This window comes from Calothrix sp. NIES-2100, from assembly GCF_963875285.1.
GTDB lineage: Bacteria > Cyanobacteriota > Cyanobacteriia > Cyanobacteriales > Nostocaceae > Aulosira.
Genome location: NZ_CAWNLA010000001.1, coordinates 6,028,037 through 6,054,537 on the forward strand (window position 1 = coordinate 6,028,037; position 26,501 = coordinate 6,054,537).

The following is a 26,501-nucleotide window of genomic DNA, read 5'->3' on the forward strand; positions in this document are numbered from 1 at the left end:
CCTCAAAGTAGCAATTGTTGCGTAATTTTCCTGTGACTTTAATTTCATCGTGTAAGTTTTAAATGTGTTCCAAAATCTAGGCTATTGGCTATGAGCGATCGCACATTCTCCATTCCCTTGATCGGTGCTAGTAGTATCGGCTTAATAGTTCTGACTACTACGATCGCAATTACACCTGCTCAACCTAGTTGTAGTGTGACATCCAGCTATAAATGGCAGAATGTGGCGATCGGCGGCGGCGGCTATGTTACAGGTGTTTATCCCCACCCACTACAGCCGAATCTTGTCTATATCAGAACTGATGTCGGTGGCTTTTACCGTTGGAATTCTGTAGATAAGAAATGGATACCCTTAACAGATCACTTTCCTCTGGCTCAAAGCCACTACTATGGAGGCGAAGCCCTCGCACTTGATCCACAAAACCCAAATGTTGTCTATATTGCTGCGGGTAAATACACTAACACTGGAGCAGGCTTAGGTACAATCTTTAAGTCCACCAATAAGGGGAATACCTGGACTAAGCTTCCTATCGACTTACCTATGGGTGGTAACGAAGAACAACGCTGGGCTAGCGAAAGACTGGCGGTTAATCCTTTTAATTCCAATATTATCTTCTTCGGTTCCCGCACAAATGGTCTATGGAAGTCAGCTGATGGTGGCAAAAAATGGGCGAAAGTTACTTCCTTTGGGGGAACACCTCAAACAAATATTGGCATCTCAAACATCGTTTTTCACAAAACAGTGTCTGGTCTGCTGTACGCCAATGCCTACGGTGATGGAATATATGCATCTAATGATACAGGTGTAACCTGGCGAAAATTAGCAGGCAGTCCCGCAAAAGTCAATAGAATAGCTCTGGCTAGCAACGGGACACTGTATGCAACACATAATTCAGGCGTAGCTAAATATACAAATGGAAGTTGGACTAATATCACACCTGCTAATGCTCAAACTAAGTTTAGTGCGATCGCTGTCAATCCCAACAATCCCGATCAAATTTTAAGTGTGGATTATCAGGCGCGAAATAGTGAAACTTATAAGATTTTTAAATCTATTGATGGTGGAAGCTCATGGTTGCAAAAAAAGCGGGTTTTGAACTCTCAAGTACCTTGGTGGCCTGACTGGTATTTCGCTTCAGCCGCCTCAGATATTGAATTTGACCCCAAAACTCCTGGTAGGGTCTGGTTAACAGACTGGTATGGAACATGGCAAACAGAAAAGATTGACACTGACTCTCCTGTATGGTCTAACTACGAAAACGGACATGAGGAAGTGGTTAGCTTTGCCCTAGTCTCCCCTAAGATTGGATCAATGTTGTTCAGCGGATTAGCTGATGTAGACGGGTTTAAACACAACAAACTAAATACCTACCCTTGTACACAGTTGGGTGGCACAAATGGTCTGCGCTTTCAAGACACATACAGTATTGCTTACAGCGAAAGCAATCCTTTACGCCTGGTGCGTGTTGGCGGCAATCGATGGAACAATACCTATAATGGAGCAACTTCCACAGATGGCGGACAGACATGGAAGAAGTTTTCCTCATTTCCCCAAAATACAATACCCCTACGTGTAGCTATATCACCCACTAACCCAAATTTGTTTGTGGTGGTTACCAGTCAGGGTCAGCCACTCCGCACGACCAACAACGGCGCTTCTTGGAGTAAAGTATCAGGATTGCCCTATGGCCCTCAAGGGCCTTGGTACTGGGGTCAACCACTAGCAGCAGACAAAGTCAGTAATGTATTTTACTACTACAGTAATGGCAAAGTTTACCGCAGTAGTAATGGGGGTGCATCCTTTAGCGTTGTTAACTCATCGCTAGCCATTGAACGTTGGTCTATGCTCAAAACCGTTCCCGGAGTTAACGGTGAGGTCTGGGTTAGCCTCAATTGGAACGGACTGCATCGCTCAACTGATGCTGGGAAGACTTTCACCAAGATTCCTCTAGTGGAGAGAGCTTATTTATTTGCTTTTGGGAAGCCACAACCAGGAAGCACAATTCCTGCACTGTATTTGTATGGCAAAATTGCAGGTCTGGGTGAGGGAGTATTCCGTTCTCTAGATAATGCCAAAACATGGACAACTATTAGCGATCCGCAGCAGCCGATAGGTAATGACCCGAATGTCATGGAAGCTAGTCAGCAGCAATTTGGACTTGTCTTCCTCGGTACTAATGGCAGAGGAATTTATTATGGTACTCCTTAATTGACATCCTCCCCACCCACAATAGGATACTGCTGGCGAATTAGGGGTAAGACCCCTCACTTATCCCAAAATCCCGCCGTCACCAGAGGGTGCGGTATGTCGGGTAATATCAATTCACGAAATTACTCATACAAATCACTTCCTCTGCTTCCGGTCGCTGAGCAAAGCCTAAGCGCTGCTTGCCTAAATGTATCAACCTTTATATCTTTGGGAATATTTTTGTAGCCCAAGTGCGTGGTACAGTTACAGCAAACTGTCTGTATGTCAAGCATACATATTGAATTAGACAGCATATTGCTCAGCCCACAAGTTAATTAAAAATCATTAGTACATCTAAATATAGACACCAAGTGATTAACCTTCAAGTTGAGCGGATTTTTTCTCAAATGCTCAGTGTTTATCTGGTATATAAGAAACTACTGTAATATTATTTTAGACAAAAAAATAAATTTTTCCTAATGGAAATTTAGCTATAATTAAATTAATTTATGATAATTGATAGAGGCTAAAAACAATTATCTACAATATTTGTAGCCGTTATAACTTAGATCTAATATCGGATTGCTGTAACAAAAAGTGTTTTTGGTAGCACAGCAACTTACCAATAATCAAGTGTAAATTAATTATTTGGTAATATTATGGAAAATTTGCCAGAATATGCTGTTTAAAAAACTTTAATAATGATATACTTCTGACAATAGAGTTCAAAAAAATACTGTAATCTATTTAACAAAAACCCTAAAACATATTTATTGGTGTGATATGGTTGAGCCGGCACATTGGCGCAAAACTAATTTTGCAACTACTTATCCCAGGAAGTAATCAAGCTATTAAGCATATACTTGCTTCCTCCTCAGAATTGTTAAGTCTAATATGCAGCAGTGAATATTCCTCTATAACTACAAAACACATCTAGTTTGCATATCTATTTGTGAGTGTCGTCCAGAGGAGCTAAATCTTTTAGCGATCGCGATTTGCTCTTTCCACTGCGTTGTCAGGGTTTCCCGGCTTAAAGCAAGTGGCGTGCGATCGCCTCTCAAGAGTCAAAATTCAAGAGTTATCCTAGACTATTGACTTTTGACTTGTGAGTGTTAAACACAAAAGAAAGTGCAAGATTATTTATTCGGCAACGGATTTAAATCTGTAAACCTGGATTATGTCCGATTTTCGTAACTACGAATGTGTATGACAGCCAATCTCTTAGCAAAAATCTGGTGCAAGCAGAAGCTGGAAATGAGAACAGGCTTAGATTAAGTAAGTTGGTGTGATTAAACCAAACTATGCCAAGTTTTTTCGGGGTAACTCAGGAACTCCACTTCGTGGGGATTAGGGGCGAAGGGGAAAAGTTAAAGGGTAAAGGTTGTTCCCTTTTTCCCTTACCCTCTAACCTGATTATATATAGTTATATTCAATCGCCAAGCTACTTAACTCCTAAAAAACAAGGCAGCTATGCTAAAGGGAAGATGGTTTAATGTGTTTGTGCCATTCATACTGTTGAGAATGGTGCAAAATTTCAGATGAACTAAAATACCAACCGATTTTTTGATATTGCTGATGTGAGCTTAAGGATCTGTTAGGGTGCTAGCTATTAATTTATTGGGGTTAATGACTCCATCAACTCACAAAGGTTATTTATTCAGACCTCTTTACACAAGTTTGGTCTTGCTGGTGTTGTTGATATTAGGACAACATGGCATGAACCTCTGGCTTGGATATTTCTATCATCAAGCATCTGAGAGCTTAAATCATACTTTGTTGGTAGAGCGTGAAGAATATGATCTGCTCAACGCAGCGATCGATATAGAAAGTCGCATAGTTGAGGGTGAACAACCGGATCGTGGATTGTGGGATCGCCGCCTCAATCGCCTCTACAATCTCCTAGAAGATAACCCCAAGCAACGCCAGCAACTAGATCACATTAAATATATTTATAACCAGTGGCAAAACGAGTTAAGTCAACAAGAGGTGGCCCATGTTCGCAGCCAGTATAGTCATACATCCAGGGATTTAGTTGATTCTTTGCGGACTCAGATTAATACCTTGATTCCACAACAGCAAAAACTGTTGAGCGATCGCGCAAAGTTAGTCAATGATTTATACCACCTCAACATTTTCCTCAATATCTTGATCGCAGTAATGATGTTGTTAGTAGTAGGGTTTCACCTGCAACTTCTGTATCGACGCGTTCAAGTCCCTTTGCACAAATTAACAGCGGTAAGCAAGCTGTGGCGTAAAGGGAACATGGAAGTCAAAATTGGTTATTCTGTGGCCGACAAAATCGGTTACTTGGCGGAAATTCTCGATGGAATGGTAAGTGATATTCACCGCCGTCAGACATCCATAAAGGCACGCAATCACAATCTTGAGGAGCTAATCTGCGCCCTATCCCACGACATCCGCACCCCTTTGTTGGCTACTCGTAATACCCTAGAGAGTATGCTCAAAGGAGCTTTTGGTTCGGTTAGTGACACATGGAGGGAAGTATTGGCAGAATACTACCAAGCTAACGAGGAGCTGCTCGAGCTTGTGGAAGTTCTTTTAGATATCTCTCGCTATGAAGCAGGTAATAGAGTCAGTTTGAACTATCAGCCTCTCAATTGGGAACAGCTATTTGTCAAAGTAATTGCCCAAGTTCAAGCTATTTCTGAGTCTAAATGCTGTTTAGATTATAAAATTGGGCGATCGCTACCAACCATATATGGTGATGAGTTAGAGATGCGACGGGTTTTACAAAACCTGTTAGATAATGCTGTGCGCGTCAGTGAGCCTAATAAGCAAATATTAATTGAGGTTGCAAGCTTCAAAGACAACCAAGTAAAAGTTTCTGTGTGCGATCAAGGTATAGGGATTGCGCCACAGGAAAAAGAACAACTTTTCCAGCGTTTTATCCAAGGACGAGGCCGACGTGGTAAATCTGGGCTTGGCCTTTATTTATGTCGCCAAATTATTGAGGCTCACGGTGGCACAATCGGCGTTGATAGTTCCCAAGGATTGGGTAGTACCTTTTGGTTTACCCTACCAGTTAATACAGATAAGGCTAGGTTCCATTATTTACAGGATTGGGAATGTAGGACAAGGAATTATGCCTGAAAGTAACGAGCAAAAAAACTTGCGGATACTATTGGTTGACGATCATGCTTTGGTACGCCGAGGGATGAAAGGCCAATTTATCCTTGAACCTGGCTTTGATGTCGTCGGCGAAGCAACCGACGGCGCACAGGCTGTGGAACTAGCTGCACAACTTTTGCCAGATGTAATTTTAATGGACATTGATATGCCCGTCATGGACGGGATCACAGCCACACAGCAGATCAAAAGCGATCGCTCTACCATTCGCATTCTCGCCTTGAGTGCATTTGACAATGACACCCAAGTGATGGGGATGCTTGCAGCTGGTGCAGATGGTTACTGTTTGAAAACCATTGAATGGGAGCAACTGATAGCAGTTATTCAATTGATCCTCCAAGGTGGTGCTTATTTAGACCCAAAAATAGCAGAAAAAGTTTCTCGAATGCTTAGGCCTGTGGTAGTTGCTCATAAAGCGTCTATTTCTGAAAGTATGCAACAGCCAGTTCTGAGTAATCGTGAACGAGAAATTTTAAAATTGATTGCTAACGGATATTCAAATCAAGGGATTGCCGATCAGCTATACCTTTCACTCGGAACTGTGAAATCCTATGTACGCATGATTCTCAACAAACTCAGCGTTGACGATCGCGTCCAAGCAGCTGCGATCGCTATCCGAGAAGGATTAATTTAAATTTGCAGAACCTCTTGCAAAGGTATAGACAATTCTGTTGGAGAACTAACCAATGTTAGATATCCATCAATGGTTTGTTCTGACCACGAAATACAGAGTTGCGCTATCGAGGACATCAATTCATTAGGTATCGGTTGACATAGCACCAAGATATGGGGATCGAACAAACTCACCTCGTCATTTATCGGAATACCGTAGTAAGGAAATACTTCTAAACCCTTTTTCAGACAGTAGCGGCTGACACGCTGTACCGTAGTTACGTTGGTACCAATGACCATAATGCGAGGTCTTTCCATGAACACGATCAAATTATTCAGAGGATTATACACCTAGAGATGATGGCGATCGCAAGACGTTTGAGTTGCCTAAGAATTCTCTAGCTTAGATCATTACCCTCTTAGTTTCAGAGAATGGCACTCTTTAGTTGACAAAGAATCAGCCTGGAGTAACGCTCAGAAGCTATAACTGAAGAATTTTGTATATACTTGCACCCTAGTTAATCACTAGAATGCAAGATTTTTTTATTTACTGGTTCATCTCATTAGTTCTATGGGGACAATCAGCTCTTCGTCAGAACTTTATTCCTGCGCTTTACAGCACGCTTTGTGCTGACTACATACTCATCAAAATTGATCAAATAGGCTACTAATTTATCATTTGTCTATTGTGAAGCTTGAGCTATCTGCCCGCTACAGTCAAGCGGATAGCTAGATGGATAATTTTATTGGCCTATAAGGATGCTGTATGCATCAGAGCCTAAATAGCCATTCGATAGTATTTCCTATTGATGTGAGAAGAGGACACTTTACAAAGACCGATAGACAAAATTTCCGGTCATTTCAAGTTGCTTGTTTTGTTTATGCATGAGCATGTAAAGCACATATGCTCAAAGTCTTGATATTTTCAATAATGGGCTTAAAAGTATATGGCAAACTTAATTAATTATCTGAATCCTCGTCTTGAAAAGGTATTTTATTATCGGCAAATAAAGCTGTTAATAATTAGATTATTGAGACAGTATGCTAGTTCTAAATACCAAAGATTTACAAAAAAAGTGAGCTTGCTAAATATTGAGATAGATAATTTATTTAAACATGAATTTTTACAAACTTTTCAGCAAGGTATTGTTTTTACACCAAATGTTGATCATGTAATGAAATTGCAAAATGACCGAGAATTTTTGCAGGTATATAGTAGTGCCGACTATAGGTTATGTGATAGTCAAATATTGATTTATGCTTCTAAATTTTTGGGAAATCCCATTAAAGAAAAAATATCTGGTTCTGATTTATTTCCAGCCTTTTATACTTTCCACAAAAAAAACGAACAAATTAAAATCTTTCTCCTGGGAGCAGCTAAAGGTGTAGCAGCAAAGGCTCAAGAGAAAATTAATGCTAAAGTTCGCCGGAATATTATTGTCGGTTCACATTCACCATCTTTTGGATTTGAAAAAAACGAACAAGAGTGCAAAAATATCGTTGAATTAATTAATAATTCAGGAGCAACAGTATTAGCAGTAGGATTAGGTGCGCCTAAACAAGAAAAATGGATTTATAAATATAAAGAACAACTACCCAATATCAAGATATTTTTTGCCATAGGAGCTACGATTGATTTTGAAGCGGGTAATCTCAAGAGAGCGCCAGAATTTATTAGTAAATTAGGGTTAGAATGGTTATATAGAATGTTATGTGAACCCCAGAGATTATGGAAAAGATATTTAATTGAAGACTTACCTTTTTTATGGTTAATTCTGCAACAAAAACTTCATTTTTATCAAATGACACCTAGCGAAGAACAGAGTGGGAAGTAGGGCATGGGGCATGGAGATGAGGGAGCAGGGGAGACAATCGACAACTGACAACTGACAACTGACTATTGACTATTGACTTTTTGATACAAAGATAATAAAGTGCATTCCCAAACTAAACGTGGTTGGGCGTAGCAAAGTAGAGATGTACGCGCTTTTTCTAATTGTTTAATAAACTCTTTTTTATACCAGTTATACCAATATATATGCTGAAGATAATCAACTAACCATAGCTGTGCTTCTGTATCTAAATCTTTATCAATTTTTTTAGCTAAATCCAGAGCCTGACGATAGGATGAAGGTGCTTTTGTCAGATTTTCTAGTAGCTCAGGGGGGATAGCTGTGAGTTGTTGGTAAGATGCGATCGCACTTCCTGGGCTACCAGCAGCTATACTCAACAATGCTTGATTTTGCAAAACCTCTTGATGTCCAGTTTGAGTCAGTACCGCAGCTAAAGACTCTCCATCTAAACGATAAAACGGAATGCGTTGACAGCGTGATACTAATGTCGGTAACACAGAATCAAGGGAGGGTGCAATTAAAATCAATGTCGCCTGTCCTGGTTCTTCCAAGGTTTTCAGCAAAGCGTTGGCTGCTGCTTCGGCCATTGTTTCAGCTTGTTCTAGCACTACCACATTTCTCGAGGCTTCCAAAGGTGTCCGTCCGAGAAACTCAGTAATTTGCCGAATTTGCTCTAACCTAATTACAGGCGGTGCTTTACGCTTCACACCTTTTTCTGCTGCTTCTTTTGCTGTCAGTAGTTGTCCTTGGTATTGGTAAGTCGGCTCTACCCACAATACATCTGGGTGGTTACCTTGAAGCAATCGATTATGTAAAGACGTAATTAATTTTGTCTCTACAGAACTAGAAAATAGCAACTCAATAAAGCACCGCGCGGCTAAACTCCGTCCCACCCCATCCGCCCCAACAAATAAATAGGCTGGTGCTAAGCGGTTTTGTTTCACCGCCTGAGTCAATAATTCTATAGCTTGTTGTTGTCCTAGAAGTGGTGTAAATGGATTAGTCATTGGTCATTGGTCATTGGTCATTGGTCATTGGTCATTTGTGATTTGTGATTTGTCATTGGGAGGAGAGGGAAGCTTTTTTATATTCTCCCTTGTCCCCCATGCCCTATGCCCTATTCCCAAGATAAGCGATCGCGCAAAATTCCTTGAATGATTTGATGTACCTCCAATGCGCTCAAACTCCCATCTATGGGTATAATTCTTTCTGGATAAGCTGCGGCTAACTGTGCGTATCCTTGCTGTACTCGCTGATGAAAGGCGATTGTTTCTTGTTCAATTCTGTCTAAGGCTGCTTCAGAACCACGTTTGCGCGCCAGTCCCACTTCGACATCGACATCTAACCAGATAGTCAGGTCACTTTGTAAACCCCCAGTAGCAATATAATTTAGCTGGTCAATTAAACTCATATTCAAAAGCCGACCAAAACCTTGGTAGGCAATGGTAGATTCAATATAGCGATCGCATAAAATATATTTGCCTTGTGCTAAATTCGGTTTCAGTTCTTGTTCTACATGTTGCGCTCTGTCAGCAGCATATAATAATAATTCTGTCACCTCTGCGATCGGTTTATTATCTGCCTTTTCTAGCAACAAGCGGCGCAAATCTAAGCCTAATTCTGTTCCCCCCGGTTCCCGCGTGAGTACTACCGGAACACCAAGACTTTGCAACCACTCTTGACAAAGCTGCATTTGGCTGGTCTTACCGCAGCCTTCCACCCCTTCAAATACAATTAATTTGCCACCCATGCTGTGAATAAACTTTTTTTGCTGATGTTTTATTACGCTACCAGCTAGCGATCGCTTTTTAACAGTACGCGGAAGTCCCCACCCTCAATGTACTCATAGGGTGGGGGAGACCCCGCCCCTACCACTTCTCTAAATATACAAGGGTGTGTTACGGCTATATAAAAATTTGGGACTTTGAGAGAGTGAGAATTAGCCGATATTCACCATATTTATTGGTGCGTTATCGAAACGCTTAACGCACCATACTAGACTTTAGCCATTTTCACAAAACTACTTAGTAAAATAGAAAAAAGTTTTTCCTAATCAAAAGAGTTGCGTTCTTTGGTTTGAATAAAGTCCAGCTAAACTTCTACATTCGTTCTAATACCTGAATTCCTAACAGCGATAAACCTAACTTGAGGGTTCTAGCTGTTAAATCACACAGAACTAAGCGAGATGTCCGCAGAGGTTCCTCAGCAATTAGTATCGGAACACCGTGATCTTTGTCATAAAACTGATTAAACTTCTTACTCAGTTCATACAAATATTCACATAACCGATTCGGCATTAAGTCTTGCTCTACAGTACTAATAACCTCATCAAGTTGCAGTAAATATTTTGCCAGTGCTAATTCTGTTTCATGTTCCAACAGAACTTTGGTATTTTCTCCCAACTCCTCAAAGTTAATATCACCCTTGCGGCTAATTCCCTGAATCCGTGCATAAGCATACAGCATATAAGGTGCAGTATTACCTTTGAGATCCAGCATTTTGTCGTAGCTGAAAATATAGTTACTAGTGCGGTTTTGGCTTAAATCAGCATATTTAACTGCGCTGATACCAACTACCTCAGCAACTTTATTAATGAATTCTTCTGTTTCTTCGCGCTCTTCTTTTTTTAGTCTAACTTCTAAGTCTGCACGCGCACGAGAAACTGCTTTATCTAACAAATCCCGCAACCGTTCTGCATCTGTGGAACGAGTTCTGTACCTCTTACCATCTTCCCCTAAAACCAAGCCAAAAGGTACATGAACCAATTCCACATCATCGGGAATCCATCCGGCCTTGCGTGCTACCTTAAAAAATTGGGCAAAGTGGTTTGATTGTCCAGCATCTGTTACATAAATTATCCGCTTGGCTTCATCTTGTTGAATCCGGTAGCGTAAAGCGGCTAAATCTGTTGTCGCGTAATTATAACCACCATCTGTTTTTTGCACAATCAAAGGTAGCGGTTCACCTTCTCTGTTAGTAAATCCTTCTACAAATACACATTTCGCCCCTTGATTTTCCACCAGTAGCCCAGATGCTTCTAAATCTGCCACAATTCCTGGTAGTAAGGGGTTGTAGAAAGATTCGCCCCGTTCTGTTACCTTGATATCCAGCAAGTCATAAATTATTTGAAACTCTTGTCTTGATTGTTCGCATAGCAGTTTCCAAGCATGGATTGTATCTTCCGCACCTGCTTGTAATCTGACAACTTCTTGTCTTGCTGTTTCTTGAAATACTTCATCTGCATCAAACCGCTGTTTGGCTTGGCGGTAAAAACTGACTAAATCACCAATATTTAAAGCATTAGCAGTAGTTAGAGCTTCTGGGGAAACTTCCCGCAGGTAGGCGATTAACATCCCAAATTGAGTACCCCAATCACCCACATGGTTTAACCGCAAGACATCATGTCCGAGAAATTCCAAAATCCGGGCAATACTATCACCAATAATAGTTGAGCGCAGATGCCCAACGTGCATTTCCTTAGCAATATTGGGACTGGAAAAATCGACAATTTCTCGCTGTGGTGTTTTCGCTGTGGGTACACCTAATCGAGAATCTGACTGAATCGCATTTAATTGTACTTCCAGGTATGTGGGTTTGAGCTTCAGATTGATAAACCCAGGCCCAGCAATCTCTGGTGCTTCGCAGATTTCTGATACATCTAGTTTATCCGCGATCGCCGCTGCAATTTGTCTTGGTTGCTTTCCTAGCTTTTTACTCAGGGATAAAGCCACATTCGCCTGATAATCACCAAACTTAGGATTGCTAGCAGTCACCAAAATCGGATCTACTCCAGCATACTCATCGCCAAAAGCAGCCACCAAGGCCTGTGCAAATTGATGTTTTAGTTTTTCTTGTGTAGCGTTCATATATAAATTTTATCTGTGACAGGCGTAATCTGACTGTTAAGAGGTGGATACTCTCAGGAGCTTGATTATTTTAACCATAAAATATGGTTACCATTACTCACCCAAGACTGTCATGGTACAGTACAACCGACTCTGATGACACCCCAGTGGATAACGAACTGCAAAACCTCATCCCTAATTTATTAGCAGCGATTTTAGCTTTAGCATGGAATGACCGTACTGACTGGTATTTTGGTGTGGATCTGGGCATTTATTATGCACCATGACAACCGCCATTAGTACCAGATGGATTTCTCAGCTTAGGATTAAAACGCTTTGTAGAAGAAGAGAGGCGCTTAAGTTATGTACGGTGGGAAGAGGCGGTGGGTACTGTTCCTATCTTAGCTCTAGAAGTCGTCTCCAAAACCTCTGGTGGCGAGTACAAACAGAAAAAAATTGATTACGCCCAACTAGGAATTTTGTATTACGCCATTTACGTACTTAGTCGCAGATATCGCCGCAAACGAGAACCTTTAGAAGTTTATCGCTTAGTTGAGGGCAACTATATTTTACAACCAGGCTCACGGGTGTGGATGCCAGAAATTGCTTTAGCAATAGGGCGAGAACGCGGTACTTACTTGGGACGGACGCGAGAATGGTTATATTGGTACGACCAAAAAGGACGGAAATTACTTACACCCGAGGAATTAGTGCAACAAGAAAGAGAACGCGCTGATAGACTGCCGCAAAAGCTACGGGATTTAGGAATTAACGCAGAGAATATTTAGGGAATAGGAAAGTGCGATCGCATTTCTGTAGTACATTAGAAAGCTCTTTTAATTTAATATTTTCCTTATTGTTCTATTCAAGAATTTGACTTATTACTCGAGCAAAACCAGTATTTTTACTCAAATTAATAATTTAATCTAATTTTTTTACTTAATTGCTATATCGCTGAATTCAGTAATTATTCCCTACAACATAGATTTCGCATGTGTCAAAATAATAAGCGAACACTTATTTAAACTTTTTTCCATACAATTTCTGGAATTTTTGATTTACCAAATCTTTACTTATGACTACAAATATTGTCCAGCAGGTAAAATTCTCGCTAATTCTAGCTTTACAAGCAAAGCGAGTAAGTGCGATCGCATGATTTATCTCTACTAAATTCAATTTTTAGGCTTATTTATTGCTTATCAAGAATAACATTGTTGCTTTGTCAACCGATATTTAACGACAGCTTGACAGAATTCTAAAAGTTGTTCTTCTGGAAAATCTCGCTTGGCGAAGTTAGCAATTACACAAACAAACTGGACATTTCCCGGAACATAACCAAGTGCAGTATTTATCCTATCTAAGCTTGCAGTTTTTGGATGTAGCTGACGACCATTCCAATCCTCTGTAGTTTTTGGATTGTCTAATTCCCAGCCAGTATAGGGACATTTTCCACCCTGCTGTTCCCATAATTCTTTTAAATATTCTAGCGTGATAGTACATTCCCTGCCTTTACTTTTTACCCGTTTTCTTGCCGATATGAGATGCTGACGAAACGGTGAATATTCATCTCGGCGATTTCCTAACAATAAATGTTTAGTATTCTCGCTATTGGGATTGATTAAGGTATTCAAGTTATCTACATACGATTTTTTATAGCGAGCGACATCATAACAAAAATTGATTAATTCTTCTTCAGTAAAAGCATTTTTAGCAAAGTTAGCAATTACAGCCACAAATTGAATGTTGTCTAAAGTGTAGCCTTGAGTTGAATCTATACGATCTACACTGGCTCTGTTAATAGTTAAAAGCGTATTTTCATAATCAGTAGTGCAAGGTAAAAGAATTAAATTCCAACCTGTATAAGGACAAGTACCATTTTGTTGTTCCCATAAAAGCTTTAGTTCGGTTAATGTTACACAGCAATCTTGATTTCTGTGTTTCGCAGACTTTTTCATCACTTTTAGATGATATCGAAAGGGCGAAAAATCATCTCGCCTAATTATTTCTCTTAAATAGGACGTATTTCTATTAATTTTATCTTTGAAATTAATTAATCCTTTAAACTTGCCGTAACATGATTTAGAATAGAAATGTGGCCTTCCTAATCGTTCACTTCTGTTAAACTCAGCTTTAAGTTTACGAAATTCTTTACCACAAGCCGGATTTTGACAAACAACAATTACTTCGGAATTACCCATAAAAAAATATCCACCTTGATATCAAATTATCAGGTGGATATGGAGTTTATATAAATATGGAGCTTATGGGAGTTGAACCCATGTCCAAATTGGGTATTAACCCTCCACTCATTCACAGGTTTAGCCTATCTAATCCTCAAGGCGGGAATCGTTCATTATCCCGAACGTAGGATGCTCTGATTAAGTCTTAGCTAGCAAGCCAACCAGAGAACACTTGCTAGAGCATCCGTTGGGGTTGGTCTCTAGCCCTTAACGGAGTCGGACTAAAGACGCTCGAACCTATAAGAGGCGTTTAGGCAGCTACTAGAGCTTCCCGACGAGCAAATTTTACGATGTTATTCGCATTTACTTTTGTTTTGAGCCTTTGATTTGCGAGAGGAGACTCACTCTCGACCTGAATCACAGAGCAGCGTTCGCCAACCTGTCGAAACCGTTAAAGCCCCATGCTTGTGATATATGTATTATAGTCTGCTATTAGGGAAATGTGTCAGGTGATGACAAAAAAATATTAAACTGCGGCTAAGTTCACATGTTGATTTCGTAGTTGCTTGGGATTGCTGAATATATTTTGAATCGCTATACTTGTACAATAAACAGTACAATAATCAATTAAATGAAAGTTGTGTCTTTTAGCGAAGCGAGAAATAACCTCAAGGCTGTTTTAGACCGAGTGGTAGAAGATGCCGACTATACCATCATCACTAGACGGGATGCGGAGGATGCGGTAGTGATGTCGCTAGAGTTATTTAATAGTTTGCTGGAGACTGTTCATTTACTCAAGTCTCCCGCTAATGCTGCCCATTTAGAGCGTTCTATTGCTCAATTCAAACAGGGGAAAGTGGTGGAGCGAAATTTGTTGGATGACTAGAAAGCTAGCATGGACAGATGAGGCTTGGAAGGATTATTTATACTGGCAAGAGCAAGACAAGAAAACGTTAAAACGAATTAATAAACTGATCGAAGCCACAATCCGACTACCGTTTGAGGGAATCGGAAGACCAGAAGTACTGAGGGAGAATCTAGCTGGCTTTTGGTCGCGGCGAATTGATGATACTAATCGGTTAGTTTATGCGGTTGATGATGAGTATTTAACGATTATTGCTTGTCGATATCACTATTCTGATTGAGCGAACAAGGCAAAAGTAAAAAGTTAAAACATCCTCAAAACCAAAAATAGCTAATCGCTAGTTTTAAAGTTACCAGCAATTAGCTATTAGTGATAGTTACCAATTGAGTTCTAAGTTAATGCTTCAGCACCACCCACAACTTCTAGAAGTTCTTGGGTAATTGCAGCTTGTCGAGCTTTGTTGTAAGACAAGGATAGGGTTCTGATCAATTCACCGGCGTTGTCGCTGGCGTTGTTCATCGCAGTCATCCGTGCTGCTAGTTCACTAGCTGCTGATTCTTGCAGTGCCCGTAATAGCTGGTTACTTAGATATAAAGGCAATAGAGAATCCAGAATTTGGACTGGATCTTGCTCAAAAATCATGTCACGGGACAAAGGACGGACTTGAGTAGTCACTTTTTGCCGTTCTACTTGAAATTGTCCACCACGGGTTGTCAAGCGGAAAATTTCGTCATCTGCTGCTTCTAAACCTTGAGCATCTAAAGGAAGCAGGGTTTGTACAACCGGACGAGAGCTAACCAAAGAGACAAATTTGGTGTAGACTAACTCAATCCGGTCTACACTTTCCGACAAGAACAAAGACAACAACTCGTCAGCAATTTTGTTAGCTTCGGCTGCGGTGGGAATTTGTTCTAAGCCGCTGTAAGTAGCATCGATTGGTTGGTTGCGGCGTTGGAAGTATTGGATTGACTTCCGACCTACCAAGACAAATTTGTAATCCTTACCTTCGGCTTGGAGTTCCTTGGCACGATTTTCGGCGCGACGAATGACGTTAGTATTGTAACCGCCACACAAACCGCGATCGCCTGCTATGACCAACAGCCCTACTGTTTTCACTTCGCGCTTTTTCAGCAGAGGTAAGTTGGCTTCTTCAAACCGCAGACGGGTTTGCAGACCGTATAAAACTTGCGCTAGTTTATCCGCAAAAGGACGGGTTGCTAATACTTGCTCTTGCGCCCGACGTACTCTCGCCGCCGCTACTAGCCGCATGGCTTCTGTGATTTTTTTGGTGTTTTTGACCGACTGAATGCGATCGCGTATTGCTTTAAGATTAGGCATATTCTTTGATGGTTGTCAGTTGTCAGTTGTCAGTGGTCAGTTGTCAGTTGTCAATTGCTAATGACTACTGACCAATGACCAATGACTAATTACACTGTCGCCTTGAAGGTCTTTTTGAATTCGGTTAGCGCTTCCTTCAAAGCAGCTTCTTCAGAGTCACCCAGTGCTTTGGAAGATTTCACTGCTTCAGCGTACTGAGCGTTGCCTGTCTTTAAGTAATCGCGTATACCTTTGGTGAAGCTGGTAACTTTTTCTACAGGGATATCATCTAAATAACCGTTGATACCCGCGTAGAGAATTGCTACTTGCTCATATACGGAGAGTGGATCATTTTGGGGCTGCTTCAGTAGTTCCCGTAAGCGTTGACCTCTTGCCAACTGGTCTTGGGTGGCTTTATCTAAGTCAGAAGCAAATTGCGCGAAGGCTTGCAGGTCGTCAAATTGGGCTAGTTCCAATTTAATCTTACCGGCAACTTTTTTCATTGCCTTGGTTTGCGCCGCAGAACCTACACGGGATACGGAAATACCAGGGTTTACCGCCGGACGAATACCAGCGTTAAACAAGTCAGACGACAAGAAGATCTGACCGTCGGTAATGGAAATTACGTTGGTGGGGATGTATGCTGATACGTCACCTGCTTGGGTTTCGATGATGGGTAGAGCGGTCATGCTACCTTTACCCAATTCATCACTCAGCTTCGCTGCTCTTTCTAACAAGCGAGAGTGAATGTAGAATACGTCTCCGGGGTACGCTTCCCGTCCGGGTGGACGACGTAGCAGCAAGGACATTTGCCGATAAGCTTGGGCTTGCTTGGAAAGGTCGTCGTAAATTACTAGAGTAGCTTTGCCTTTGTACATGAAGTACTCAGCAATGGTGGCTCCGGTATAGGGAGCGAGGAATTGTAGAGTTGCAGGGTCACTGGCGTTAGCGGCGACGACTACGGTGTAGTCCATTGCACCTTTGTCTTGCAGTGTTTGGACAACGTTAGCTACGGTAGAAGCTTTTTGACCAATAGCAACGTAGACACAAACTACATCTTCACCTTTTTGGTTGATGATGGTGTCAATGGCGATCGCTGTTTTACCAGTTTGGCGATCGCCAATGATCAATTCCCGCTGACCCCGACCGATGGGAATCATCGAGTCAATAGCTGTAATCCCGGTTTGCATCGGTTCGTGTACAGACCGACGAGCAATAATACCAGGAGCTGGAGATTCAATCAAACGGCTTTCTGAAGACTTGATATCTCCCTTACCATCAATGGGACGACCTAATGCATCGACAACTCGTCCCACCAAAGCTTCCCCTACGGGTACTTGGGCAATTCTACCAGTAGCAGTTACAGAGCTACCTTCTTGAATTTCCCGACCTTCACCCATTAACACCGCACCCACGTTGTCTTCTTCCAAGTTCTGGGCGATGCCAACTGTGCCGTCTTCAAATTCTAATAGCTCCCCAGCCATAGCCTTTTCCAGACCATAGATCCGGGCAATACCGTCACCGACTTGCAGTACGGTACCGACGTTAGCAACTTTGACCTCTTGGTCGTATTGCTCGATTTGCTGTTGAATAATGCTACTAATTTCGTCAGGTCTGATTGAAATGCTCATGTGTCTAACTTTTTTCTTGGGAGACGGAACAGAGTAATCGGTTCACCGAAACTATTGAATTTCTATGAACTGCTTAAGTTAAGCGCAAAGAAAGGCGGCGCAACTGACCCCGTAAACTAGCGTCAATTACCTGCGATCCTACTTTAATGATCAAACCACCAATTAAGTCGCGGTCGATTTTGGTTTCCAGTTCTACTTGGTGAGCATTAGTTATGGCAAGAACCTTATCTATTACAGCTTGTTGTTGAGCTTCTGTGAGGGGAATGGCTGAAGTCACTTCCGCTAATACGGTTTGATTCAGCTGGCGCAACAACACTAAATACTGCTGTAAAATCGCTTCCAAGAAGAAAAGCCGCCGTTTGTCTATCAGCAACAGAAAAAATCTGCGTAAGTAGGGATTTGCTCCATCACCCAGTATTTGAGTGAGCACCGCTTTTTTCCGTTCTGCCTGAATAAACGGGTTGTCAATTAAGTTTTGCAGTGGTGCTGAATTTTTCAACAAATTCAGCAATGCACGCGCATCTTCACCAAACTGTTCTGCCAGATTCTGGGATTGGGCGATTGACATCAAAGCCTGTGCGTAAGGCTGGGCGATTTCGGCTGTTTCTATATTACTTTTCATCAGCGTCCTCCCACCTGCGCGATGCTGCGGTCAATGATTGTTTGTTGCACATCGTCAGCAATCCCAGTCCGCAGTTCTGATTCGACTTTTTGCAATGCCAATGCGGCTACCCGTTGTCGCAGTTCGGCCAGCGCTCGCTCTCTTTCTGTGTTCAAATCTGCTGCTGCTGTTTGTTGCAAGCGTTCTACGTCTTGCGCTGCTTTTGCCAACAGAGCTTCTTTTGCAGCTTGGGCGCTTTCTTCAGCAGCTTTGCGGATGCGTTGCGCTTCTGCCTGAGCCTGAGTTAACTGATCTTGCGCCTGAGATAAAGCAATTTGTGCCTCTTTTTGGCGCTTTTCTGCTTCCCGAACTGCGGTTTCAATATTTGACCGTCGCTCGTTCAGGATATTGCTTAAAACTTTACGTCCGAAGTAGAATAATATGCCAACCAGAATCGCTAGGTTAATGAGATTGGTTTCAAACAGATCTAGGTTTAGACCGAAACCACCTTCAGCTGCGCCTTCTGCTAATTCAGAGTGTTCTGTGGCAAGTAATAAGAATGTGCCCATGTTACCCATCTACAAGTGCGCTGCTCGCTTGCTAATACGTTGTATTTTCCCCAAGGGAAATCAAGTTGCTTAACTTCCTTAAAGGAAATCAAGTTGCTTAACTTCCCGAAGGAAAAAAGTGCCTTTTTTGACACTTAATTAAGCGCTTTGGGAAAAGTCCCCATCTGCGCGTATGCTTTCACAGAACCTATACTTTCGCTTATCTAGCGAAATTCGGCCCTAATAGTTTTTCTAGAATCTGTCTGCTTAGAGCATCAACTTGTTGTTCTAACTCGCTAAAAGCTTGTTGTTTTTGTTGCTCTATTTCAATAGCAGCGCGTTCTCTCTCTTGTTGAGCTTCCTGTTGCGCAAGAGCGATTTTTTGAGCAGTAATTTTCTTAGCGTCCAACTGAGCTGCTTCTATGGTCGCTTGCGACTGCCTGCGAGCGTCTGCTAGTTGCTGCTCATATTCCTGGGTTAAGCGTTCGGCTTTCGCCAAGCGTTCTTTGGCATCAAGGGTATTCGTTCGGATGTAATTATCGCGATCGTCCAGCACCTTGGTCAGTGGCTTATAGAAAATTACATTCAACAAAGCTGCTAACAACAGGAACTGCAATGCCATAAAGGGCAAAGTAGCATCGAAATCAAACATTTCTCTCCTCTTGGGTTGGAGTAGCAGTTTTCATGGCTAGCAAAATCATCCAACCGTTTAAATTTTAGGAACCCTTAGCCAACAAGGGTAACTTACATCAGAACGATTCCATACCCAAAAGATTTTAATTGTAGAGATGTGAAGATTCACGTCTCTACAATCATAAAACTTTTAGGTCTTAAGCAAAGGGGTTAGCAAATAGCAACACCAAAGCGATTACCAGACCGTAAATGGTTAGGGATTCCATGAACGCCAAGGTTAACAGTAGAGTACCCCGAATTTTGCCTTCTGCTTCGGGTTGACGGGCGATACCTTCTACTGCTTGACCTGCGGCATTACCTTGACCGATACCAGGGCCAATTGCAGCCAAACCAATTGCTAGAGCAGCAGCCAGAACTGAAGCAGCAGAAACTAATGGATCCATGATGATTTTCCTTGCTTGAAGTACAGAACTAACAAAAGTAGGTTAACTAGTTAAGACGTGGTTTCCACGCTGCACCAAGTTCTTACAAATCGCGCTGGGCGATGTTTTGAGCATCTAGGCTCGTCGGAACTGTGCTATCTACTGAGAAGCGTTAATGATGCTCCTCATGCTCTTCTCCACCATGTCCCTCTAAGGCCTCGTGAATATATGCCCCGGCCAGGGTAGCAAATACCAGGGCTTGAATGGCACTGGTAAATAAACCTAAAGCCATGACAGGCAGAGGTATAAATAGAGGAACAAGCAGAACCAGCACCGCTACAACCAATTCATCCGCCAATATATTTCCGAATAGACGGAAGCTTAGGGAGAGGGGCTTGGTGAAATCTTCTAGGATCGCGATCGGCAACAGAACAGGCGTTGGCTCAATATACTTTTTAAAGTAGCCCAAACCCCGCTTGCTAAAACCCGCGTAAAAGTACGCTAAAGAGGTCAGCAATGCCAATGCTACAGTCGTATTGATGTCATTGGTGGGAGCTGCTAATTCACCAGATGGCAACTTGATTAGTTTCCAGGGTATGAGCGCGCCCGACCAGTTCGATACGAAGATAAACAAGAATAATGTGCCTAGGAATGGCACCCAAGGGCGGTACTCTTTCTCACCAAGTTGGTTTTTTGCTAGATCCCGAATAAATTCTAGGGCATATTCCATTAAGTTTTGGATGCCGCGAGGAATTCTTTGGGCATTGCGAGTAGCAGCTAGTGAAGCTATTACTAGCAAGCCAATCACAAACCATGAGGTGAGAAAAACCTGCCCATGAATTTTTAGATTGCCCAATTGCCAGTAGAAATGATGACCTACTTCTAATGAGGCGAGGGGAAATGAATTAAAGGCGTTTAAGACACTAAGCATTTGCATTCTTCAAGCATTTTCCCCAACGAGCGAGGATGGGAGTATTATCTTTGTGAGCCTGACTTGTTAAGAATCAGGAAGAAACGCAGTTTGCACGGTGTAGACGAGGAGCGTGGCTTTGTAAGTTAGAAATCCCAAGAATATGGGCAAAATCTTTAGCTCATGCCATTGAGTTGCCAATATAATCAACCCAACAAATAGAGCCAAACGACTTTTACTCAGACGCGTTTTCTCACCACCGAGTCGCTCAACGTCTTTGGCCAGCATTTTTAAGTAAACCACACCTGTACACGCCCCAATCAAATAATTGAGAGCAATGTTTAGGGAATAAAAAATCCACACAGAGAAAAAAATTATCCCTGTCAACACAAGTGTGATTACCAACAACTTCTGGTAGAGTTGATAGAACTCCTCCATAGAGTTTACTCGTTCTTCGTCCTCAGAACCAGATTGAGCATTTTGCGTTGTTGGAGTCGATGCATTTGATTCGTCTGACAAGCTCACGGGACTCGAAACCAGTACAGCTAAGGATGATGACTGCACATCCAGTCAGCTGAATCATATCACGATGTGGTAACAATACTTTAGAAAAAAACAATTAACTTCTTTTCAGCAAACAGAAACTTCCCCAGTTGGCGAGATGAAGAGATAGAGAAAGCTCCTAAATGCAAGGTAACGGTCTATTCAGAGTTTTCCCTGATCCTGGGGTAAGTTGCTATTCGGTAATTTCATCAGGATGAATCTTTAAAACCCCCATTTGTAGCGTGTGTGGTGAGTAGATGCTAGTAAAGTTGATGCAGATCTTTAGCTACTCTAACTTCAAAGTTTCCATCATTTTGTCAGCGATCGCCCTCTACTATCTCTACTATGATGAGAAATTTAATTTTCAAGTTAGCTAAATTCAGCGGATAGGCGATACACCCATACTACCAGATCCGAAACAGTATGCTTCCTGATATTGAAAATCCCTTGACGAGACCAATATAAATGCCCTCAGAGAGAATCACAGGCAATCTCTGGGGGCATAAGGTTAGTTGTATGGTCACAGTGGTTTTTGCACCCCGTTAACTAACTATTTAACAGTGGTAATGCTTGATTAATTAAGCGTTTTGAGCAGATTCTGCTTTCTTACGCTTCATCCATGCGCCCAAGCCTACAGCTAGCAAGGAACCACCAACTGTCATGGGTTCAGGGACATCTTCTACAGGTCCTATGACTTCACCATAAAATCCAGTTTGGCTAGGCTTACTGCCTTTGGGGTTTAAGCGTGTCAGACTCCAATCTACACTATTTGGGGCAAAAGGACTAAATATAGAAAATTCCAAGAATGAAGGTGAAGTGCCTACTTTATCCGTCACTGATTGTTTTAGAGTCAACTGAACAGAATCTTGGTCTGAGCTGATTAAAGCTAATAAGTAATTCAGGTCAGTAAACACTTTTGTCACACCCTTCATTCCGGACACAGTCCACGATGACTTATCTCTTAATGTTTCCTTGTTATCAGCAGCATTGGCATTATCAAGATTTATCTTGTATTTGTATTCTTGACCAACTTGCTGGTCGAATACTACACTGGCTGCTTGTGCAGGTTTAGCACTAATAGCAGCAACACTTAAGACAAGACTAGCAGCAGCAATGCTGACATGTTTAGTTAATTTCATCCGCAAATTCTCTGAGATGTTCAAAGGTTGACTACTTAAGTATAAGCTCGCAATCGAGTCTTTTGCTAATGTATCTTGACTTACTGTCATACGTAAGCAAAAAAAGTTGCTTTGATAAAATCTTTATGTTTTCGCAAGGTTTTGTAAATTTCAATTAAATATATGTTTTTGGGCAAAAAAAAATCCGGATTGGTTGAAACGTCCAGATTGTAATCAAAATACAACAGTTAGTGCCATTGAATTAAGTCGGTTTCAGCAAAATTAGCTGTTGCTGCTAAAGTTTTCTCACTACATCCAAGTTCATCTGCACATCAGCCAATATCTTTGCGACTGTTAATTTAGTATCGCACTGTTGTAGAAACTCAAACTCCTATGCTGACAAATTGAAAATTTGGTAATCGTAGTTAAAAATACATTGAATTGTCCATCCATACAAGGATTACGTTCGGGAATTGCGGCTAATAGGGCGTTATCATCTGACCAGTCAGCTAGAGCGATCGCGGGACGACCAAGAAAAAATTCGTAATGGGTAACTTCTGGGTTTAATAACTCAATCAAGCGTTTATCAAATGTGGGACACCTCAGTACACAGATAATTGCGATCGGCATCAGCTCATATATTTTCAGTAGGAAAAGTGTTTCAGTAAAAACACTCCTGTTTAAGTATCTATTAGCTAATAAAATTAGATTTAAGTATTTAGTAGCTTAATTTACTCAATCAGGAGCAGCGGATGCCAGTAGGACTGCCTGAATTTGTGGAAAACCCAGAAAATCGTTGCCCAGTAATTCTTTTACTTGATACCTCTGGCTCTATGTCAGGTCAGCCTATCCAGGAATTAAATCGAGGGTTGGCAACTTTTAAGGAAGATGTATTAAGAGATACTCAAGCATCTCTGAGTGTGGAAGTTGCTATTGTTACCTTTGCCCCAGTGCGACTGACGCAAGATTTTGTAACTATAGACCAATTTATACCGCCCAAGCTAGAAGCAGAGGGTGTGACACCGATGGGTGAGGCGATAGAGTACGCTTTGGATTTGCTGGAAAACCGGAAACAAACTTACAAAGATAACGGTATTCTCTACTATCGCCCTTGGGTATTTTTAATTACCGATGGTGCGCCAACAGATTATTGGGAAGGTGCAGCGCAAAGGGTAAGAGAAGCAGAAGAAAGTCGTAGACTGTTGTTTTTTACTGTTGGTGTCCAAGGTGCGGATATAACCAAACTCAGACAAATTGCTCCCCCTCAACGTTCACCAGTGATGCTAAATGGGTTAGATTTTCGCTCTTTATTTGTTTGGCTTTCTACTTCTATGAAACGGGTTTCTAGTAGCAAAGTAGGCGAGGCTGTAGCTTTACCGCCTGTGGGATGGGGTCAAATTACCAGCTAGATTTTGAGGATTTGTTGTGGTTTGGAAAGCAATTGCCCGTTATGCAACGGGAACGAGTCATCAAGAACAGAAAATACCTTGTCAAGACTGCGGAAATTATGACATTTTCAATGATGTGATTGTAGGCGTGGTTGCTGATGGTGCAGGTAGCGCTAAATATGCTCATATTGGTTCTGAGTTAGCTGTAAAAAAGGTACTTGAATGCTTTTCTGAGATTAACGAATATCCTGAGAAGCAAGAAAAATTAGAGCAAAGTTTTTTTCAACCACTGTCCAAACCAGAGGCTAAGAATTTATTTGCTAAAATTCTGAACCAAGTTATTACAGAATTACGCAACCACGCAGAGAAAGAAAATTATTCTATTAATGATTTAGCCTGTACATTGTTGGTTTTTGTTTCTACTCCTCACAGGCTTGCAGCTATGCAAATTGGGGATGGATTTATTGTAGTCCGTCCCCAAGATTCAGAATATCAACTGTTGTTTCAGCCAGATAAAGGTGAGTTTGCTAACGAAACGACTTTTGTCACTTCAGCAAATGCAGTAAATGAAATGCAGGTGGATGTTCTGTCAGGAGAACAAGAGTTTATTTGTGCTTCTACTGATGGTTTAGAAAAAGTGGCTATTCACTTGAATGACTGGAAACCATTCCCACCTTTCTTTAAAGCTTTAAAGGAATACTTACAGGAAACTACTAATCCAAAAGAAGACTATCAATATGTGGATGATTTCCTCAACTCTGAACGGCTAAATTCTCGCACTGACGATGATAAAACTTTGCTTTTGTGCCTTTGGGAAAGAGAGTAAATTTCCATGACGTTTCTCATCTGTGGTAGTACGAGTGAATCAATTGCTCTCTTGGGTGAACCAATAGCTGATAGTGGTGAAGGTAAGGTTTGGCGAACTAACCACGGTTACTTAGCAAAAATTTACCACTCGCCAACACCTGAACGGGTGCAAAAATTAGCCGTGATGATATCGCACCCACCCACAGAGCCAAATTTCCACCTCAATCATATTTCTTTTGCTTGGCCTAAGTCGTCGTTGAAAAATGCTCAGGGTGATTGTGTGGGCTTTTTGATGCCAGAAATTAACGATGCAAAAGAACTCCTTGATGTATATAATCCCCAGCTTCGTAAGAGAAAGAAACTTGAGGTTGATTGGCGTTTTCTGCACATAACAGCACAGAATATTGCCTCAATTATTGCCTCACTTCACGCTAATGGCTATGTATTGGGTGATATTAAACCGCAAAATATTCTTGTCAATAATCGGGCTTTACCTTCAATTATTGATACTGATTCTTTTCAGATTCGTAATCCGAAAAATGGCAAGATTTATCGTTGTCCAGTTGGTTCACCAGAGTATACACCACCAGAACTGATTGATAAAGATTTTTATAGTATTGATCAAACGGAAGTACACGATCGCTTTCGGTTAGCAGTAATTATCTATCAATTATTGTTTGGTGGTCAAACTCCTTTTGCGGGAAAGTGGATAGGTGCGGGGGATACTCCAGAAATGAATGAACTTATCCGTCGTGGTTTATGGCTTCATGCACCAAATAGTTTATTACAACCTGTAGAGAGAACCATTCCCCTTGAGATTGTTCATCCAGAAGTTCAGCGATGTTTTCTCAAATGTTTTAATGATGGTCATCAAAATCCTCATTTACGCCCAACAGCTAGAGAGTGGTTAGAGGCGTTAAAGGTAGCTAGTAATGAGCTAAATTTATGTGGGAGGATAGACAGCCATTACTATAGTCAAACTTATGGTAAATGCTATTGGTGCGATCGCTCTACAAAACTTGGTATTGATATATTTCCAGGTAAAGCAATTCCCACAGCAAATCCAATTCCAAACGCCTCCCTAGATAATCTGACAACCGGAGAGCAAATTCCTAGCTTTCAGGGACACTGCACACAAAAAGCAACTTCCACACCACAACCAATTCCAAATTACTCTCCACAGAATTTGACAAAGGTACAGAAAGTAAGATTGTGGTTTAGTGGTATTTATTTTTTCCTACTACTGATAATGGTAAGTATACAATACTTCACTAATGTCAATCAGAAATTGACTCCATCTGAATTGAATGAAATAGCTAACAGCCAAATTGAAGAATATATAAACGGTATAGGTATTTCATTTAAAATTGATGAAAAAACTAAAATACCAACAATTACTGAGATCATTAAAGAATCTCCAGCAGCATCGAAAAGTCTTGAAGTAGGTGATCAAATATTGCAAGTAGATGGCATATCGACATCAAACATGAGTGCGACAAATGTAGCTAATTTGATACAAGGAGATGTAAATACTAGAGTCTTACTGTCGATTAGTCGCCCAGGGTTCGGAAATATACACAAAATTCTAGTTAGGGAAAGTTTGATCAATCCCAACCTTGATAAAGACTATGTTAATCGTTGTTCAGCCCGTTTTCAATTAAAAGATTATAGCAACGCAATAAATGACTGTAACGAAGCCGTTAAGATAAATTCCTATAATGACGAAGCCTACTTTTTACGGGGTGCTATCCATATTATAAATGGTAATCATTATCAAGGAATGGAAGATTTACGAAGCGCAGCATTATTAGGAAACGAAAAAGCTAAGGAAATTCTTAAAGAGCATAATTAATAATATTTAAACTCAAATACTCTATAAATTAATATATCTATT

Annotated in this window: 24 protein-coding genes, 1 other RNA gene and 2 pseudogenes; 10 read left to right on the top strand and 17 right to left on the bottom strand. The window is 41.2% G+C overall.

All coding sequences use genetic code 11. From position 1 onward, the window contains the following. Nucleotides 1–90: 90 nt before the first annotated feature. A complete protein-coding gene (locus tag AACU32_RS24395) occupies nt 91–2,208 on the top strand; it encodes a hypothetical protein (protein WP_096603791.1) in 2,118 nt (705 codons plus the stop codon). Between the two features lie 899 nt (nt 2,209–3,107). On the opposite strand, the gene AACU32_RS24400 is transcribed toward AACU32_RS24395, so the two are convergent. Continuing rightward, a complete protein-coding gene (locus AACU32_RS24400; RefSeq protein ID WP_339378233.1) occupies nt 3,108–3,248 on the bottom strand; it encodes a hypothetical protein in 141 nt (46 codons plus the stop codon). A 655-nt stretch (nt 3,249–3,903) separates the two neighbouring features. On the opposite strand from AACU32_RS24400, the gene AACU32_RS24405 reads away from it, so the two are divergent. Both AACU32_RS24405 and AACU32_RS24410 read left to right on the top strand, forming a co-directional pair. Continuing rightward, a complete protein-coding gene (locus AACU32_RS24405; RefSeq protein WP_339378234.1) occupies nt 3,904–5,298 on the top strand; it encodes a sensor histidine kinase in 1,395 nt (464 codons plus the stop codon). Further along, nucleotides 5,291–5,968 (top strand): response regulator, encoded by a 678-nt coding sequence (locus AACU32_RS24410; protein WP_096603793.1) that lies wholly within the window; start codon nt 5,291–5,293, stop codon nt 5,966–5,968. The genes AACU32_RS24405 and AACU32_RS24410 overlap by 8 nt, the downstream gene beginning before the upstream one ends. On the opposite strand, the gene AACU32_RS24415 is transcribed toward AACU32_RS24410, so the two are convergent. Continuing rightward, nucleotides 5,965–6,264 (bottom strand): hypothetical protein, encoded by a 300-nt coding sequence (locus tag AACU32_RS24415; RefSeq protein WP_339378236.1) that lies wholly within the window; start codon nt 6,262–6,264, stop codon nt 5,965–5,967. The genes AACU32_RS24410 and AACU32_RS24415 overlap by 4 nt on opposite strands. 629 nt (nt 6,265–6,893) lie before the next feature. On the opposite strand from AACU32_RS24415, the gene AACU32_RS24420 reads away from it, so the two are divergent. After that, on the top strand, nt 6,894–7,781 hold the full coding sequence (locus tag AACU32_RS24420; RefSeq protein WP_096603794.1) for a WecB/TagA/CpsF family glycosyltransferase: 888 nt from the start codon (nt 6,894–6,896) through the stop codon (nt 7,779–7,781). Nucleotides 7,782–7,843: 62 nt separating this feature from the next. On the opposite strand, the gene holB is transcribed toward AACU32_RS24420, so the two are convergent. The 3 genes from holB to argS all read right to left on the bottom strand — a co-directional run bounded on the left by holB (nt 7,844) and on the right by argS (nt 11,665). Further along, nucleotides 7,844–8,806: a DNA polymerase III subunit delta' gene (holB, locus tag AACU32_RS24425; RefSeq protein WP_096603795.1), complete on the bottom strand. Its 963-nt coding sequence runs from the start codon at nt 8,804–8,806 to the stop codon at nt 7,844–7,846. A gap of 110 nt (nt 8,807–8,916) precedes the next feature. Continuing rightward, nucleotides 8,917–9,549 (bottom strand): dTMP kinase, encoded by a 633-nt coding sequence (tmk, locus tag AACU32_RS24430; RefSeq protein ID WP_096603796.1) that lies wholly within the window; start codon nt 9,547–9,549, stop codon nt 8,917–8,919. 349 nt (nt 9,550–9,898) lie between these two features. Next, the gene (gene argS, locus AACU32_RS24435; RefSeq protein WP_096603797.1) at nt 9,899–11,665 is read right to left on the bottom strand and encodes an arginine--tRNA ligase; all 1,767 of its coding nucleotides are present in this window, start codon (nt 11,663–11,665) and stop codon (nt 9,899–9,901) included. Nucleotides 11,666–11,748: 83 nt separating this feature from the next. On the opposite strand from argS, the pseudogene AACU32_RS24440 reads away from it, so the two are divergent. After that, nucleotides 11,749–12,432 (top strand): annotated as a pseudogene (locus tag AACU32_RS24440) (Uma2 family endonuclease). Between the two features lie 411 nt (nt 12,433–12,843). Here AACU32_RS24440 and AACU32_RS24445 read toward each other — a convergent pair. Next, the gene (locus AACU32_RS24445) at nt 12,844–13,842 is read right to left on the bottom strand and encodes a hypothetical protein (RefSeq protein WP_096603798.1); all 999 of its coding nucleotides are present in this window, start codon (nt 13,840–13,842) and stop codon (nt 12,844–12,846) included. A 54-nt stretch (nt 13,843–13,896) separates the two neighbouring features. Next, nucleotides 13,897–14,285: a transfer-messenger RNA gene (ssrA, locus tag AACU32_RS24450) on the bottom strand. A 170-nt stretch (nt 14,286–14,455) separates the two neighbouring features. Here ssrA and AACU32_RS24455 point away from each other — a divergent pair. After that, on the top strand, nt 14,456–14,710 hold the full coding sequence (locus tag AACU32_RS24455) for a type II toxin-antitoxin system Phd/YefM family antitoxin (protein ID WP_096603799.1): 255 nt from the start codon (nt 14,456–14,458) through the stop codon (nt 14,708–14,710). Further along, on the top strand, nt 14,703–14,969 hold the full coding sequence (locus AACU32_RS24460) for a Txe/YoeB family addiction module toxin (protein ID WP_096603800.1): 267 nt from the start codon (nt 14,703–14,705) through the stop codon (nt 14,967–14,969). Before AACU32_RS24455 ends, AACU32_RS24460 begins: the two co-directional genes overlap by 8 nt. Nucleotides 14,970–15,079: 110 nt before the next feature. Here the strand turns inward: AACU32_RS24460 and AACU32_RS24465 are convergent, their stop codons facing one another. From AACU32_RS24465 to AACU32_RS24510, 10 genes and pseudogenes are all read right to left on the bottom strand, one after another. After that, entirely contained in the window at nt 15,080–16,027 is a 948-nt protein-coding gene (locus AACU32_RS24465) for a F0F1 ATP synthase subunit gamma (protein WP_096603801.1), read from the bottom strand. An 89-nt stretch (nt 16,028–16,116) separates the two neighbouring features. Beyond that, entirely contained in the window at nt 16,117–17,637 is a 1,521-nt protein-coding gene (atpA, locus tag AACU32_RS24470; RefSeq protein WP_096603802.1) for a F0F1 ATP synthase subunit alpha, read from the bottom strand. A gap of 73 nt (nt 17,638–17,710) precedes the next feature. Then, a complete protein-coding gene (atpH, locus tag AACU32_RS24475; RefSeq protein ID WP_096603803.1) occupies nt 17,711–18,259 on the bottom strand; it encodes an ATP synthase F1 subunit delta in 549 nt (182 codons plus the stop codon). After that, nucleotides 18,259–18,816, bottom strand: coding sequence for a F0F1 ATP synthase subunit B (locus AACU32_RS24480; RefSeq protein ID WP_096603804.1), 558 nt, complete (start codon nt 18,814–18,816; stop codon nt 18,259–18,261). Before AACU32_RS24480 ends, atpH begins: the two co-directional genes overlap by 1 nt. A 190-nt stretch (nt 18,817–19,006) precedes the next feature. Further along, complete coding sequence (locus AACU32_RS24485; protein ID WP_096603805.1) at nt 19,007–19,438, bottom strand: F0F1 ATP synthase subunit B'; 432 nt, start codon at nt 19,436–19,438, stop codon at nt 19,007–19,009. Nucleotides 19,439–19,616: 178 nt separating this feature from the next. Beyond that, entirely contained in the window at nt 19,617–19,862 is a 246-nt protein-coding gene (gene atpE, locus AACU32_RS24490) for an ATP synthase F0 subunit C (RefSeq protein WP_015112744.1), read from the bottom strand. A gap of 151 nt (nt 19,863–20,013) precedes the next feature. Continuing rightward, entirely contained in the window at nt 20,014–20,778 is a 765-nt protein-coding gene (gene atpB / locus AACU32_RS24495) for a F0F1 ATP synthase subunit A (RefSeq protein ID WP_339378237.1), read from the bottom strand. 60 nt (nt 20,779–20,838) lie between these two features. Next, entirely contained in the window at nt 20,839–21,276 is a 438-nt protein-coding gene (locus AACU32_RS24500; protein WP_096603806.1) for an ATP synthase subunit I, read from the bottom strand. A 596-nt stretch (nt 21,277–21,872) separates the two neighbouring features. Further along, a complete protein-coding gene (locus tag AACU32_RS24505) occupies nt 21,873–22,523 on the bottom strand; it encodes a PEP-CTERM sorting domain-containing protein (protein WP_096603807.1) in 651 nt (216 codons plus the stop codon). Between the two features lie 184 nt (nt 22,524–22,707). After that, nucleotides 22,708–22,994: pseudogene (locus tag AACU32_RS24510) on the bottom strand (SAM-dependent methyltransferase); the annotation flags it as partial. Nucleotides 22,995–23,164: 170 nt separating this feature from the next. Between AACU32_RS24510 and AACU32_RS24515 the strand changes: the two are divergent. From AACU32_RS24515 to AACU32_RS24525, 3 genes are read left to right on the top strand one after another with little or no spacing between them, the layout of a single operon-like run. Beyond that, nucleotides 23,165–23,821 (top strand): vWA domain-containing protein, encoded by a 657-nt coding sequence (locus tag AACU32_RS24515; protein WP_096603808.1) that lies wholly within the window; start codon nt 23,165–23,167, stop codon nt 23,819–23,821. Between the two features lie 16 nt (nt 23,822–23,837). Then, nucleotides 23,838–24,626: a PP2C family serine/threonine-protein phosphatase gene (locus tag AACU32_RS24520; protein WP_096603809.1), complete on the top strand. Its 789-nt coding sequence runs from the start codon at nt 23,838–23,840 to the stop codon at nt 24,624–24,626. Between the two features lie 6 nt (nt 24,627–24,632). After that, entirely contained in the window at nt 24,633–26,459 is a 1,827-nt protein-coding gene (locus AACU32_RS24525) for a protein kinase domain-containing protein (protein ID WP_096603810.1), read from the top strand. Nucleotides 26,460–26,501: the final 42 nt, after the last annotated feature.